Origin of the sequence: Sediminicola luteus, assembly GCF_040566555.1 — a bacterium.
Classification (GTDB): Bacteria; Bacteroidota; Bacteroidia; order Flavobacteriales; family Flavobacteriaceae; genus Sediminicola.
This window is the reverse complement of the sequence record NZ_JBEWYP010000003.1, coordinates 1-13,732: the sequence shown is the minus strand read 5'-3', so window position 1 is coordinate 13,732 and position 13,732 is coordinate 1. Positions and strand designations below refer to the sequence as shown.

Genomic DNA, 13,732 nt, shown 5'->3' with positions numbered 1-13,732 from the left:
TATGTTTTTACTAGATTTATTTTCTTATAAAACTAGTAAATATTGACAGTAAAACTAGTATTTCCTATTTTTAAACCATAAAAAACAAACTTATTATGGATTACAAGGCTTCAGACAGTATTCAGGATTTACAATATTTTGGTGAATTTGGCGGGGTTAACCCCTCAATTTCCGACTCATCAACCTACACATTTCTATCGGCCAAGACCATGTTTGATACCTTTGAAGGGAATACGGAAGGTTGTTATCTTTATAGCAGGCACTCCACCCCATCCAACCTATATTTAGGAGAGGCTTTAGCCGCCTTGGAAGGAACGGAAGCTGCAAATGTTACTGCCAGTGGAATGGGTGCCATTACAGCGGTGATTTTTCAACTTTGTGATACCGATGACCATATCGTTAGCAGCAGGACCATCTATGGTGGCACCTATGCCTTTATGAAGAATTTTCTAAAAAAATTCAAAATTGGAACTTCTTTTGTGGACATCACAAATCTAGAAGCGGTTGAAGCAGCCATCACCCCAAAAACAAAAATGATCTATTGTGAGGCGGTAAGCAACCCTTTATTGGAGATAGCGGACATCAAAGCCCTTTCCAAACTAGCAAAAAAATATAATCTTCCACTTGTTGTGGACAATACCTTTTCCCCACTGTCTATCGCCCCGGGCAAACTGGGCGCGGACATAGTAATACACAGTTTAACTAAGTTCATCAATGGAAGTAGCGATTGTGTTGCCGGGGTTGTATGTGGAACTTCTGATTTTTGCCTAAGCCTAAAAGATGTGAACAACGGCGCGGGAATGCTTTTGGGAAGTACCATGGATAGCTTAAGGGCCTCCTCCATTTTAAAAAATATGAGAACCCTTCATATCCGTATGAAAAAGCACAGTGAAAATGCCCTTTATCTGGCCGAAAACTTTGTTAAGGACGGATTAAGAGTGGTCTACCCAGGTTTAAAATCGCACCCAAGTTATCAGATAATGAAGGATCAGATGACCGAAGAATACGGCTTTGGAGGTATCATGACCTTGGATGTAGGTTCTTTGGATCAGGCAAATGCCCTTATGGAACTTATGCAAGCAAAGAATTTAGGATATTTGGCGGTTAGCCTTGGTTTTTACAAAACCCTTTTCAGCGCCCCTGGAACATCTACTTCTTCCGAGATCCCTATGGAAGAACAAGTGGAAATGGGACTATCAAATGGACTGATTCGTTTTTCCATTGGGTTGGACAATGATATCCACAGAACATATAAAACCATGAAAAACTGCATGTTAGAATTGGGAATCCTAAAAGAGGCAGAATTGAGCAAATAAGCAAAATTTAAAAGACTTGCAGAACAATTACCAAAATCGTAATATTACGAGGTAACTAACATACCTTTCATGCAGAGTCAAGATATTAATTCATCAAAACCAGAGGACGAAAATATAGTTGAGAATAAAGAATTAAACATTTGGGAAGCCTTGATTCCAGTTTTTGCACTGGTAGGTATGTTGGCTTACAATGTTTTTGTTTTTGGGGACGATGCCCTTAGTGGCTCCAACCAATTTATTCTACTCATGGGAGCAGCCGTTGCTGCAATTGTAGGTGTTTTTAATAAGGTCACCTATGACCAAATGTTGGCGGAAGTTGCGGAAAATGTAAAATCGACCACAGGGGCCCTAATCATTCTTTTGATGGTTGGGGCCCTTTCCGGTACCTGGCTGATCAGTGGTATTATACCGTCCATGATCTATTATGGCTTACAGGTTTTGAATCCAACCATATTTTTAGCGGCCTGTGTGATTATTTGTGCAGTTATTTCAATTGCTACAGGAAGCTCTTGGACCACATCGGCCACAGTTGGTATTGCGTTGATTGGAATAGGTGACACCCTTGGCATATCACTGGGAATGACTGCGGGAGCAATCCTTTCAGGGGCTTACTTTGGAGACAAAATGTCCCCTTTGAGCGATACTACAAATTTAGCACCTGCAATGGCCGGTGGAGAATTGTTCAGCCACATAAAATACATGTCCCTCACCACTATCCCTACCATCTCTGTTACCTTATTGGTTTTTATCATCATGGGGTTCTCCATTGATACCACGGGATCTGCCGACACACAAGCCATATTGGATTCCATAGACCACACCTTCAACATCAACGGATGGTTGTTTTTGGTGCCTGTTGCGGTGATACTACTGATATTAAAAAAAACCCCGCCACTTTTGGCCTTATTGATAGGTACCTTATTGGGAGGGGTGTTTGCCTTAATTTTTCAACCCGAAATAGTTATGGGAATAACCGGGGCGACTCAAATGACCTTTGAGACAGGCTATAAAGGCATCATGAACGCCATCACTGTCTCAACGAACATCGCCACCGAAAACGAAGCCCTTAATGATCTATTTTCATCAAAAGGAATGGCCGGAATGTTGGGCACTATTTGGTTGATTGTTTGCGCTATGGTCTTTGGAGGAATTATGGATGGTATTGGTGCCCTTGCCAGAATAAGTAGCGCCCTTTTAGGAATGGCAAAATCTACCTTTAGCCTCTTCGCAAGTACTGTGGCCAGTTGCCTGGCGCTGAACGTTACCGCTTCCGACCAGTATTTGGCCATTGTGGTTCCGGGTAAAATGTTTGCCAAGGCGTATAGGGACAAAGGTCTGGCCCCTGAGAACTTAAGTAGAACCTTGGAAGACTCTGGTACCGTAACCTCTGTGCTGATCCCTTGGAACACATGTGGAGCTTATCATAGCGGCGTATTGGGCGTTGGTGTTGGCGAATATTTCTTTTATGCCATCTTTAACTGGCTGAGCCCATTCATGACCTTGCTTTTTGCTGCTTTAAAAATAAAGATCAAACAATTGGCAACATCTGAAAACCCTGCATAGTTTTATACTGTAAAAAGAACTTAAAACCTTGAACGAAACACGGTCATAGGATTACAATCACAAATAACTGATTCTTTCCAAAATCTACAAAAACCAACTTCACAATGAGAGTGGGTGTATTTTGACAATACCCTAAAATACACTCCCCGAAAATGCCAAGTCGGTAAGATTTTTGGCTTTATCCCATCGGCATTTATATAAATTATTCTCCCATAGTATTTTCCAATTCCAATGACGCTTAGGCGCAATATTAAACTGTAATTTTGCAGTAAGAAATTAATATATAAACAAAGAAAATATGGCATTTGTAGGGAAAAAATTTCCGAATTTATCAGTGAACGCGATGAATGAATTGGGTGATACGTTTAAGATCAATGTTTTGGAAGAGGCAAAAAACAATAACAAAAAGGTATTGTTGTTTTGGTACCCAAAAGATTTCACATTTGTTTGCCCAACCGAATTGCACGCTTTCCAGGCTGCTTTAGGGGAATTTGAAAAAAGAAACACTTTAGTAATAGGCGCTTCCTGTGATACTGCAGAGGTTCACTTTGCATGGTTGAGCACTTCAAAAGACAACGGAGGTATCGAAGGAGTAACTTATCCTATCTTGGCAGACAGCAATAGAAACTTGGCGTCTACTTTGGGTATCCTGGATATCACCAACGAACAGTATGATGATGAAACAGGGGTTGTAACCGTAGATGGTGACAACGTAACGTACAGAGCTACTTATCTTATTGATGAGGAAGGAACTGTATTCCACGAAGGTATCAACCATATGCCATTGGGAAGAAACGTAAACGAATACTTGCGTTTGGTAGATGCATATACCCATGTTCAAGAAAAAGGTGAGGTTTGTCCAGCAAACTGGGAAGAAGGTAAAGATGCAATGTCCGCTAACAGAACCGGAGTTGCCAATTATCTTTCTACACACGCAAACTAAATAAGGCATTTGAGATTACAGGCATGGAGCTCTTGCTCCATGCTTTTTATCAACTTAAAAATTTGCAATAGTTATGATACTAGAATTGGAAAAAGACAATTTACAGGAGATCCTGGATAACAATACAAATGTTGTGGTTCAATATTCTGCAACCTGGTGTGGCAATTGCCGTATTATGAAACCTAAATTTAAAAAAGAGGCTTCCACAAATGAGAGTATCACATTTGTTATCGCTGATGCCGAGAAATTTCCAGAATCAAGAAAGCTTGCCAACGTTGATAATCTACCAACTTTTGCAGCCTTTACCAACGGGAAGTTAAAGAACCAGGTTCAAACGAATAAATACGATGTTTTAAAAGAACTTATCAGTGAAGTTACCTATAATTAAACATCTCACAACCTTCATTGAAGAGAACGATGAAGATTTTGTGATAGAGACCATTGAAACTTTGGAAGCTCTTACAGAAGTACCTTCCTTAAAAGACGAAGAGCTGGACGTGATTGGAGAGCTCATCTCCAATATGTACGGTGCCTTGGATGTTGCCAAAGCCATAAAAGAGGGCACACCCAAAAAAGATGCCTTGAACCAATTTATGCAGCGCGTACTTGGTGCAATAGACAAATAATGGCCAAAACATTACGGTTAAAGTCCTTCAATAATTTGAAGGACTTTTTTTGTGGTCAAAAGCTCTGATTCATGCATATATTTTATAATTTCACCACAAAATTCAAAACCGCTCCAAATGGCAATAGTTACTTTAAAAGGAAATACCATCAACACCCTTGGTGAACTTCCTACAATAGGATCATCAGCTCCTAATTTCAATTTGACAAAAACAGATTTATCACCTTCCACCCTTGCCAATTATATAGGAAAGAAAGTGGTTCTAAATATATTCCCAAGTATCGATACCGGTACATGTGCCCAATCGGTAAGACAATTCAACAAAGAGGCTTCCGAATTAAATAATACCGTGGTATTGTGTGTATCCAAAGACCTCCCATTTGCCCAAGCACGTTTTTGTGGTGCTGAGGGTATTGACAAGGTAGAAATGCTTTCTGATTTTAGGGAAGGTAGTTTTGGTAAATCTTATGGGTTGGAATTTACCGATGGCCCACTACAAAGTTTACATTCTAGAGCGGTTGTCGTGATAGATGAAAAGGGACAAGTTGTATACAATGAATTAGTACCTGAAATTGTGGATGAGCCTAATTACAAGGCTGCCCTAGAAGCCCTACTGCATGCCTAAAGAATCATTCCTAAAAAATAGAATTAATGGGGTGCGTTACGCCCTCAGAGGTGCCTTATTGCTGATCCAAACAGAGGCCAGTATCAAGGTGCAGGTCTTTATTGCCATGGTCATGACCGCTGCGGGATTCTATTTTGAAATTTCAAACACGGAGTGGATCTTACAGATCTTTGCCATTGCTTTGGTCCTAGGGGTAGAAGGCCTCAATACTGCTATTGAAAAATTAGCCGATTTTGTACAGCCGGAATTTGACCCTAAAATAGGATTAATAAAGGATATCTCCGCAGGAGCAGTAATGCTGGTGTCTGTTGCAGCAACCATAATAGGACTGATCATTTATTGTCCGAAAATTTTTTAAAACTAATGTAGATTCGGCTTCCGTACTAAATTCGTAATTTAGCCGCTAAGAATATAAGATTTAATGGCAAAAAAGGTAAAAAAGTCAAAGCCTACCGCTACTAAAAAAGGACGGTCACTGAAGTTGTCCAAAAAGAATAAAATAATATTGGGAAGCCTATTGATGCTTTTCAGTATAGCCTTGTTTTTCTCTTTTGTCTCCTTTTATTTTACCTGGCAGGCAGACCAAAGCCTCTTGAGTGAGTTCTCTGACCGTAACGAGGAAGCGAAGAACCTCCTGAATAAATTTGGGGCTGCCATCAGCCATTTTTTCGTTTATAAAGGTTTCGGCCTAGCCTCACTGATATTTACTTTCCTATTTTTTATTACCGGATTGCACCTATTTCTCAGCCTTGACAAAAAAGGGTTGGTACGGAAATGGATCTGGGGTCTGGTCTTTATTATCTGGATTTCCATTACCCTTGGGTTCTTTGCAGAAAAAAGACCATTATTAGGGGGGATCGTGGGCTATGAAATGAACGATTTCCTACAGGACTATACCGGAAAGATTGGCGTATTTCTTTTGTTATTGTTCGGGTTGACGATTATTCTGGTCCGCTTGTTTCAATTTACACCAGAAGACATCATCGTTTATTTCAAACAAAAAAGCAATTCCCTCGCGACCGACTTTAAAAGAAAGCCCGCAACCGTAACAGATGAGAGCAACATAGAGGAACTGCTACCTGAGGAGGAAGTGGCCCCTCAGATCATTGACACCTACACCCATAAAAAAGATATCCCACCACTGGAATTGGATGATAAAGATGATGGTTTCAAAATAGAAGTTGCCAAAAGTGAGGAGGTAGATGATATCGCCATGGAAGTGGAGAAGATCAAAGAAGAAGTGGAAGATACCGATCTTTTATCCAATAAATTGGTGGAGGATTTTGGAGAGTTTGACCCAACCCTGGAATTGGGCAACTACAAGTTTCCAACCATAGAATTATTGGACCAACACGGTGTTGGTGGTGGTATTACCATCAACCAGGAAGAGCTGGAGGAAAACAAGAATAAAATTGTGGAGACCCTGCGGAACTATAAGATAGGGATCGCGCAGATCAAAGCAACCATTGGTCCGACCGTGACCTTATATGAAATAGTACCGGAAGCTGGGGTACGTATTTCCAAAATCAAGAACCTAGAGGATGATATTGCCCTCTCCTTAGCGGCATTGGGAATCAGAATCATTGCCCCTATCCCTGGAAAAGGCACGATCGGTATTGAAGTTCCAAATAAAAATGCCACTATCGTATCTATGCGATCTGTGATTGCATCGCCAAAATTCCAGAAGGCAGAAATGGAATTGCCCATTGCCTTCGGTAAAACAATTAGCAACGAGACCTTTGTAGTGGATCTTGCTAAAATGCCCCATTTATTAATGGCGGGTGCCACAGGACAAGGTAAATCGGTAGGATTGAATGCCGTATTGACTTCCCTACTCTATAAAAAACACCCTGCAGAGGTAAAATTTGTATTGGTAGATCCGAAAAAGGTGGAATTGACCCTTTTCAATAAAATTGAAAGACACTACTTAGCAAAACTTCCAGATGTTGAGGAAGCAATCATTACGGATAACACAAAGGTCATCAACACCTTGAATTCCCTTTGTATTGAAATGGACGATCGTTACGAGCTGCTGAAGCTTGCCATGGTCCGAAATATTAAGGAGTACAACACCAAATTTAAGGCTAGAAAATTAAACCCTAATGATGGACATAAGTTTCTACCCTATATCGTGTTGGTCATAGACGAGTTCGCTGATCTTATCATGACCGCCGGGAAGGAAGTAGAGACCCCAATAGCCAGATTGGCACAATTGGCAAGGGCTATTGGAATACATTTAATCATTGCCACGCAGAGACCATCTGTGAATGTAATTACAGGGATCATCAAAGCCAACTTCCCTGCCCGTATTGCCTTTAGAGTAACCTCTAAAATTGATTCAAGGACTATCTTGGATGCCCAAGGTGCCGATCAACTTATTGGTAGAGGGGATATGTTGTTTACTCAAGGAAATGATGTCACCCGAATTCAGTGTGCCTTTGTGGACACTCCAGAGGTGGCCAAAATAACGGAATATATTGGATCGCAGCGTGCATATCCCGAGGCGCATCTCCTACCTGAATATGTAGGTGGAGATGATTCTGGCACGAGTCTTGATAATGACATATCCGAAAGAGATGCCATGTTCAGGGACGCCGCAGAAGTAATCGTGGTGGCACAGCAAGGTTCTGCATCATTGATACAGCGAAAACTTAAGCTCGGGTACAACCGTGCCGGCCGTATCATAGATCAATTAGAGGCTGCAGGAATTGTGGGCTCCTTTGAAGGTAGTAAGGCCAGACAGGTTTTGGTGCCTGACATGTATGCATTGGATCAACTATTAGAAAATGAAAAAAAATAACAACGTGATGAAAAAATTATTTGTATTGGCATTTGTATTGACCTCCACCTTTTCTATGGCACAGAGTGCTTCAAAGGCTAAGTCACTATTGGACGAAGTATACAACAAGGTGCAGAGCTATAAGAATATCCATGTGGAATTTAAGTATGCCCTTCAAAACACAGAAGCCAACATCAATCAGGAAACTAGAGGCGATGTCACCCTTCAGGGCGATAAATACCTATTCAATTATTTGGGATCACAACAATTGTTCGATGGCAAAAAAGTGTATACCATTGTCCCTGAAAATGAAGAGGTAACCATCGAAAACAAATCTGAGGATGTAAATACCGTAACCCCTTCAAAAATGCTTACTTTCTACAAGTCGGGTCATAATTACGAATGGGACGTGCTTCAAAACATACAAGGAAGAAAAATTCAGTTTGTAAAATTGACTCCAATTGATACCCATTCGGAAATCAAATCTATTTTGTTGGGAATTGATATTGAGACTAAACATATCTATAGACTTATTGAAACAGGTAAGAACGGTACAAAGACCACTATTACTGTTAATTCTTTTAAAACTGACCAGCCTTTATCAAAAACCTTATTTACTTTTGATGAAAGTAAGTACAAGAACGAAGGGTACTATATTATAAGAAATTAAAAAGTTGAGGATACTAGACCGCTACATCCTATCGAGGTTTGTCTTTAATTTCGTCAGTTCGTTTGTCATTTTGATGTTTATCTTCATATTTCAAACCATTTGGCTCTTTATTGATGATTTGGCCGGTAAAGGACTGGATATTGCCATTATTGGTAAGTTCCTTTTTTACCTCATGCCCAATCTTACGGAAAAAGTACTCCCCCTGACCGTGCTGCTTTCTTCCATTCTCACCTTTGGTAGTTTTGCGGAAAATTATGAATTTGCTGCCATGAAGGCCTCGGGAATATCCCTGCAAAGGGCCATGTTACCCCTTATAGTCTTGGTGGTATTCTTAGGTGGGGTGACCTTTTATTTTGCGAATAATATTATTCCCGCCTCTGAACAAAAAATTTACAACCTAAGAAAGAACATCGCTAAAGTAAAACCGGCAGTTGCAATCGCGGAAGGAGTCTTCAGTGATTTTGAAGGTACCGGGATGAATATTAAGGTCGATAAAAAATCTGGTGAAAATGACCGATTCCTGGAAAATGTCATCATCCATAAAAAATCCAGGACCAATATCAACAATACGGTCATCAAGGCCAAAACTGGGGAGCTGGTGAGCAGTGAAGATTCGGATATTTTACAACTGGTACTCAGGGACGGACATTACTATGAAGATATAAAAACAAGGTCCAGCAGCGATAATAAGAAACTCCCTTTTGCCAAATCAAATTTTGAGACCTACACCATGAACATGGACCTTTCCGAACTCAATAATGTGGATATGGAGGAAGAAAGGGATGTGAGCACGGATAAAATGAAAAACATATCCCGACTTACCAAGGATATTGATTCCTTGAGGGAAGACAATATTAAAACCGTTGAATCCTTTTCTAAGAGCATTGCGAATAGAATGGGAGCATTTATCCCTCTTGCCAATCCGATGGATACCACGGCTTACAAAAGGCCTATTGACAGTCTATTTGTGCCTCTGATGGCAGATCAATCCAAGGCACCGGAAATTCAAAAAGTGATGGACCTTTACGAGGAATGGCAACAGGCCCAGCTTATAAGCTCCGCCAAAAACTCCACCAATAACATCTTGACCTCTGTAGAAGGCAAAAAACAGGAAATAGAAGTAAAATATAAAATTTACAACCTACATATCCTTTCGTTGCATAAAAAATATGCCCTGGCACTGTCATGTATCATTCTCTTCTTTGTGGGGGCACCGTTGGGCGCCATCATAAGAAAAGGTGGGCTTGGACTGCCTATGGTTATCGCCATCATCTTGTTCCTAACCTATTATTTTATTGGGGTGTTTGCAGGAAACTATGCTAAAGAGGGGAATATTCATCCAATCCTTGGCGCCTGGCTATCCACCTTGATCATGATGCCATTGGGCGTATCCCTGACAAGAAGGGCAACGGCCGATAAAGGACTAATGAGTTTTGGAAATATTGCGGATTTTTTCAAACAGTCTTTCAAGAAAATTTTTACTACCGCAAAAAGTTAGAAATACTCATTATGGAACATAAGACACAGCTGAATACAATTGAAGAAGCTATTGAAGACATTAAAAACGGTAAGGTTATTATCGTGGTCGATGATGAAAATAGGGAAAATGAAGGGGATTTTTTAGCTGCTGCCGAACTGGTCACCCCAGAATTGGTCAATTTTATGGCCACCCATGGGAAAGGTTTGATCTGTGCCCCCCTCACTGAAGGGCGCTGCAAAGAACTGGGACTCCATAGGATGGTGAACAACAATACCGATCCTTTGGAAACTGCATTTACCGTATCCGTGGATTTAAGGGGGAACGGAGTCACCACTGGAATATCTGCCGCAGACCGTGCCAAGACTGTTATCGCCTTGACCAAAAATGAGACAAAACCCCATGACTTGGTTAGACCAGGCCATATTTTCCCACTGGTAGCTAAAGAAGGTGGTGTATTGAGAAGAACTGGACATACCGAAGCAGCCATTGATTTTGCACGTTTGGCCGGACTACAGCCCGCAGGAATCATTGTTGAAATTATGAATGAGGATGGGACCATGGCCCGATTGCCTCAATTATTGAAAGTAGCCAAGAAGTTCGACTTAAAGATTGTATCCATAGAGGCCTTGGTAGCCTACAGAATGGAGCATGACAGTCTAATTGAGAAAAAGGAGGACTTCAACATCACCACCCGATTTGGGGATTTCAGGTTGAGAGCCTATAAACAGACTACCAACAACCAAATCCATATAGCGCTTACCAAAGGTACATGGACCAAGGACGACAAAGTCCTTACCCGGATCAATTCCACCTTGGTGAACAATGATATTTTGGGGACATTGACCAATAACCCTGATAAGAAATTGGAGGATATGTTCAATGCCATCAATGCAGAAGGCAAAGGTGCCTTTGTCTTTATCAACCAGGAGTCGCAATCCCTCAACCTTTTAGGCCGACTTTCAGAGCTGAAAGAACTTCAGAAGAAAGGGATATTAAAAGCGCCAAAAATAGATATGGATGCCAAAGATTTTGGTGTTGGGGCCCAAATATTACATGACCTTAATATTGCCAAGATCAAACTAATGACCAATTCTGCCCAGACAAAGAGAGTGGGCATCGTAGGTTATGGTCTTACTATTGAGGAATATGTAGGATACTAAATCCTATTTCGAATAGATTCAATTACAGATTTTCACGAATGGTTTTGGCCATCGTTTCAGCGCGTTGATGCACCTCGTCTTTGGTCCAGCCTAACTTGATCAGACAAGAGATTGTTCTGCCCATCCAATGATCAGATTTAGAGAAATCTGCCTTGTCGTAATTAGGTAGTTGGTCGTAAACTTTTGACGGAAGGAAACTAAGTGTTTTTAAGTGCTTTAAGTGAGCCCATTTGCGGTGGTAGTGCCAGTTGTTGTCATACCAATAAAAACAAGCATCCACCCCTGCCTTGGACAAGGAGGCATGTACCTTTCTTGCCTGGTCTTCAGTGGGAAGAAAGAAACTGATAAAAGAATAATTTTCTACCCCATTTTCAGGTACTGTCCTAAAGGTAATTTCGGGAATAGTGCTCAGCTCCTTTTTAAGGATGTTGTAATTTTTCTCCTGTATGCCCAAAAAAGTATCTAGTTTCTTCAACTGTGCTACCCCAACAGCGGCGTGAAGTTCAGAAATACGATAGTTATACCCCAAAAAAGGATGGTCCTCTGCTCCCCTATCGCTTCCAATATGATCATGGCCATGATCGGAATAATGGTCGGCATTTTTATAATACGCATCGTCGTTGGTGATAAGGGCACCCCCTTCGCCACAGGTGATGGTCTTTACATAATCAAAAGAAAAGCAACCCAAATCCCCATAACTGCCCAAAGGTTTCCCTTCGTAGGTACCTCCAATGGCCTGACAGGCATCTTCCAACAATAACAGGTTATGTTTGTCACAAAGATCCTTTAAAGCCCTTAAATTGGCCATAGAGCCGCACATATGCACCGGCATAATAACCTTGGTCTTGCTGGTAATTGCTTTTTCCACCGCTTTAGGCTCTAAGGTCAGGGTGTCATCAATATCCACCAAGATAGGAACTGCTCCCAATGCCAGAACTGCCTCAAAACTAGCTACAAAGGTAAAGGTGGGCAAGATCACTTCATCTCCTGCTCCAACCCCCGCACTGGCCATTGCCACCGTTAGAGCCGCCGTACCACTGCTTACCAATTGGGCGTGGTTCACCTTCATTCTTTTTGCAAGGGCCTGTTCCAATTCCTTTGCTTTCCAATGGCCATTTCTTTTTCCATCAAAACCGTAACGCATTAAAACACCGGAATTGAGAACATCATTAACTTCATCTCTTTCCTTATCTCCAAAAAGTTCGAATCCTGGCATAAAATATAAATCGTAAAAAATTAGTTTAAATAAATAAGGGCATGTGAAAAGACTAAAGCATTTTTGGGCTTAAGATATATATATAATGCTATCCTTTAAAGGTCGCCTTACTTTTTTCATATCTGCAAACATATCATCTTGCGCCCTATACCCTACAGGGAGCACAAGAGCAGATGAAAGTCCATATTGCTCCAATTCCAATAATTCGTCATAGGCCTCAGGTGAAAATCCTTCCATGGGGCAGGAATCAATTTCTTCGAATGCACAGACCGTCAATAAATTGCCCAGGGCCAAATAAGCCTGATTGGTTGCCCAGTCTTTTACTTCTTTAATATCTTTTTTCGAAAATGAGCTTACCAGGGCGTCTTCAAAAGGGGTTATAATACTATCGCTGGTATTCCTGATATTTTTGACACGGTCGAAATATTTCACAATAAATTCCTTATCTACGACACGTTCTATGCAAATGATAAGTACGTGGGACGCTTGGGATACCTGTTGTTGTCCGTACGAACTGGCGACCAACTTTTCCTGTAGTTCCTTATTCTGAACAACTACCATTCGAATAGGTTGTAACCCGTATGAGGTAGCTGTTAAATTGAAAGCTTTTTTTAATCTTTCTATTTTATCGTTTGAAAGTATTTTTTCTGAATCAAACTTTTTTACGGCATAACGCCATTCCAAATTTTTAATACTGTCCTTCATTTTCCTTCCTATTAATGCGATAATTGAAAATCATGAATGTTGAAATATCGTTTTCAAATCTTTATAACTATCGGCAATTAATTTTACATGATTTTGGCGATGCAATCGCAAGTCTCAAAATTAGTCCTATTTTCTCAAAATATATTTTGAATCCTAGAAAAAGATCTGTTGTGTAACAAATATACAAAGGGATAAAGCTAAGTTTTGCTTTAAGGTACTTAAATCTTAGATCAGAATGAGGTAAATATTTACCCTTAAAAAAATTCAAAAAAATATTTAGGGAATACAAAAAAGGTTTCTATATTTGCACCCGCTAAGATATTCTGGAGAAATGGCAGAGTGGTCGAATGCGGCAGTCTTGAAAACTGTTGAGGGTCACACCTCCGGGGGTTCGAATCCCTCTTTCTCCGCAAAAGGAAACCCATAACGAAAGTTATGGGTTTTTTGTTTTCTATAGCCTCCGAAGTTTACTTCGAGGAGGTGGAAGGAAACAAAAAACCAACACGCGAAGCGGGTTATGGTTTCTATGCTTGCCCAGGATTACCTTTGGGGATGTACAATCCCGAGACTTCGGGAGCAGTGAATCCTTCATTTAAAGGAAACAAAAAACCAACACGCGAAGCGGGTTATGGTTTCTATGCTTGCCCAGG

Annotated in this window: 14 protein-coding genes and 1 tRNA gene; 13 read left to right on the top strand and 2 right to left on the bottom strand. The window is 40.7% G+C overall.

All coding sequences use genetic code 11. From position 1 onward, the window contains the following. Positions 1–95 precede the first annotated feature (95 nt). The 11 genes from ABXZ32_RS06345 (at position 96) to ribB (ending at position 11,161) form a co-directional block, all read left to right on the top strand. A complete protein-coding gene (locus ABXZ32_RS06345) occupies positions 96–1,316 on the top strand; it encodes an aminotransferase class I/II-fold pyridoxal phosphate-dependent enzyme (protein WP_354617831.1) in 1,221 nt (406 codons plus the stop codon). A 69-nt stretch (positions 1,317–1,385) separates the two neighbouring features. Then, positions 1,386–2,879 carry a Na+/H+ antiporter NhaC gene (gene nhaC, locus ABXZ32_RS06340; protein ID WP_354617830.1) on the top strand — a complete coding sequence of 498 codons (1,494 nt, stop codon included), beginning with the start codon at positions 1,386–1,388 and terminating at the stop codon, positions 2,877–2,879. 298 nt (positions 2,880–3,177) lie between these two features. Then, positions 3,178–3,822 (top strand): peroxiredoxin, encoded by a 645-nt coding sequence (locus tag ABXZ32_RS06335; protein ID WP_354617829.1) that lies wholly within the window; start codon positions 3,178–3,180, stop codon positions 3,820–3,822. Positions 3,823–3,895: 73 nt separating this feature from the next. Further along, a complete protein-coding gene (locus tag ABXZ32_RS06330) occupies positions 3,896–4,210 on the top strand; it encodes a thioredoxin family protein (protein WP_354617828.1) in 315 nt (104 codons plus the stop codon). Continuing rightward, the gene (locus tag ABXZ32_RS06325) at positions 4,191–4,448 is read left to right on the top strand and encodes a DUF6952 family protein (protein ID WP_354617827.1); all 258 of its coding nucleotides are present in this window, start codon (positions 4,191–4,193) and stop codon (positions 4,446–4,448) included. Before ABXZ32_RS06330 ends, ABXZ32_RS06325 begins: the two co-directional genes overlap by 20 nt. A gap of 117 nt (positions 4,449–4,565) precedes the next feature. Next, positions 4,566–5,072, top strand: coding sequence for a thiol peroxidase (gene tpx, locus ABXZ32_RS06320; protein ID WP_354617826.1), 507 nt, complete (start codon positions 4,566–4,568; stop codon positions 5,070–5,072). After that, a complete protein-coding gene (locus tag ABXZ32_RS06315; protein ID WP_354617825.1) occupies positions 5,065–5,430 on the top strand; it encodes a diacylglycerol kinase in 366 nt (121 codons plus the stop codon). The genes tpx and ABXZ32_RS06315 overlap by 8 nt, the downstream gene beginning before the upstream one ends. Before the next feature lie 63 nt (positions 5,431–5,493). Further along, positions 5,494–7,872, top strand: a complete 2,379-nt coding sequence (locus tag ABXZ32_RS06310) for an FtsK/SpoIIIE family DNA translocase (protein ID WP_354617824.1) — start codon at positions 5,494–5,496, stop codon at positions 7,870–7,872. Positions 7,873–7,879: 7 nt separating this feature from the next. After that, complete coding sequence (locus ABXZ32_RS06305) at positions 7,880–8,521, top strand: LolA family protein (RefSeq protein WP_354617823.1); 642 nt, start codon at positions 7,880–7,882, stop codon at positions 8,519–8,521. A gap of 4 nt (positions 8,522–8,525) precedes the next feature. Next, the gene (locus ABXZ32_RS06300) at positions 8,526–10,019 is read left to right on the top strand and encodes an LptF/LptG family permease (RefSeq protein WP_354617822.1); all 1,494 of its coding nucleotides are present in this window, start codon (positions 8,526–8,528) and stop codon (positions 10,017–10,019) included. 11 nt (positions 10,020–10,030) lie between these two features. Then, the gene (ribB, locus tag ABXZ32_RS06295; protein WP_354617821.1) at positions 10,031–11,161 is read left to right on the top strand and encodes a 3,4-dihydroxy-2-butanone-4-phosphate synthase; all 1,131 of its coding nucleotides are present in this window, start codon (positions 10,031–10,033) and stop codon (positions 11,159–11,161) included. Positions 11,162–11,183: 22 nt separating this feature from the next. Here the strand turns inward: ribB and ABXZ32_RS06290 are convergent, their stop codons facing one another. After that, positions 11,184–12,377 (bottom strand): DegT/DnrJ/EryC1/StrS family aminotransferase, encoded by a 1,194-nt coding sequence (locus tag ABXZ32_RS06290; RefSeq protein WP_354617820.1) that lies wholly within the window; start codon positions 12,375–12,377, stop codon positions 11,184–11,186. A 69-nt stretch (positions 12,378–12,446) separates the two neighbouring features. Then, positions 12,447–13,082, bottom strand: coding sequence for an NAD(P)H-dependent oxidoreductase (locus ABXZ32_RS06285; protein ID WP_354617819.1), 636 nt, complete (start codon positions 13,080–13,082; stop codon positions 12,447–12,449). Positions 13,083–13,407: 325 nt separating this feature from the next. Between ABXZ32_RS06285 and ABXZ32_RS06280 the strand changes: the two genes are divergently transcribed. After that, positions 13,408–13,492: transfer RNA gene (locus ABXZ32_RS06280), tRNA-Ser, on the top strand. A 25-nt stretch (positions 13,493–13,517) separates the two neighbouring features. Then, a partial coding sequence (locus ABXZ32_RS06275; protein ID WP_354617818.1) for a hypothetical protein occupies positions 13,518–13,732 on the top strand: 215 nt, incomplete at its 3' end.

Excerpts from the sequence above, each read along its gene's own strand:
- nhaC (WP_354617830.1), top strand. The coding sequence starts at position 1,386 with ATGCAGAGTCAAGATATTAATTCATCAAAACCAGAGGACGAAAATATA.
- ABXZ32_RS06335 (WP_354617829.1), top strand. The coding sequence starts at position 3,178 with ATGGCATTTGTAGGGAAAAAATTTCCGAATTTATCAGTGAACGCGATG.
- tpx (WP_354617826.1), top strand. The coding sequence starts at position 4,566 with ATGGCAATAGTTACTTTAAAAGGAAATACCATCAACACCCTTGGTGAA.
- ABXZ32_RS06315 (WP_354617825.1), top strand. The coding sequence starts at position 5,065 with ATGCCTAAAGAATCATTCCTAAAAAATAGAATTAATGGGGTGCGTTAC.
- ABXZ32_RS06285 (WP_354617819.1), bottom strand. The coding sequence starts at position 13,082 with ATGAAGGACAGTATTAAAAATTTGGAATGGCGTTATGCCGTAAAAAAG.
- ABXZ32_RS06310 (WP_354617824.1), top strand. The coding sequence starts at position 5,494 with ATGGCAAAAAAGGTAAAAAAGTCAAAGCCTACCGCTACTAAAAAAGGA.
- ABXZ32_RS06345 (WP_354617831.1), top strand. The coding sequence starts at position 96 with ATGGATTACAAGGCTTCAGACAGTATTCAGGATTTACAATATTTTGGT.
- ABXZ32_RS06305 (WP_354617823.1), top strand. The coding sequence starts at position 7,880 with ATGAAAAAATTATTTGTATTGGCATTTGTATTGACCTCCACCTTTTCT.
- ABXZ32_RS06290 (WP_354617820.1), bottom strand. The coding sequence starts at position 12,377 with ATGCCAGGATTCGAACTTTTTGGAGATAAGGAAAGAGATGAAGTTAAT.
- ribB (WP_354617821.1), top strand. The coding sequence starts at position 10,031 with ATGGAACATAAGACACAGCTGAATACAATTGAAGAAGCTATTGAAGAC.
- ABXZ32_RS06330 (WP_354617828.1), top strand. The coding sequence starts at position 3,896 with ATGATACTAGAATTGGAAAAAGACAATTTACAGGAGATCCTGGATAAC.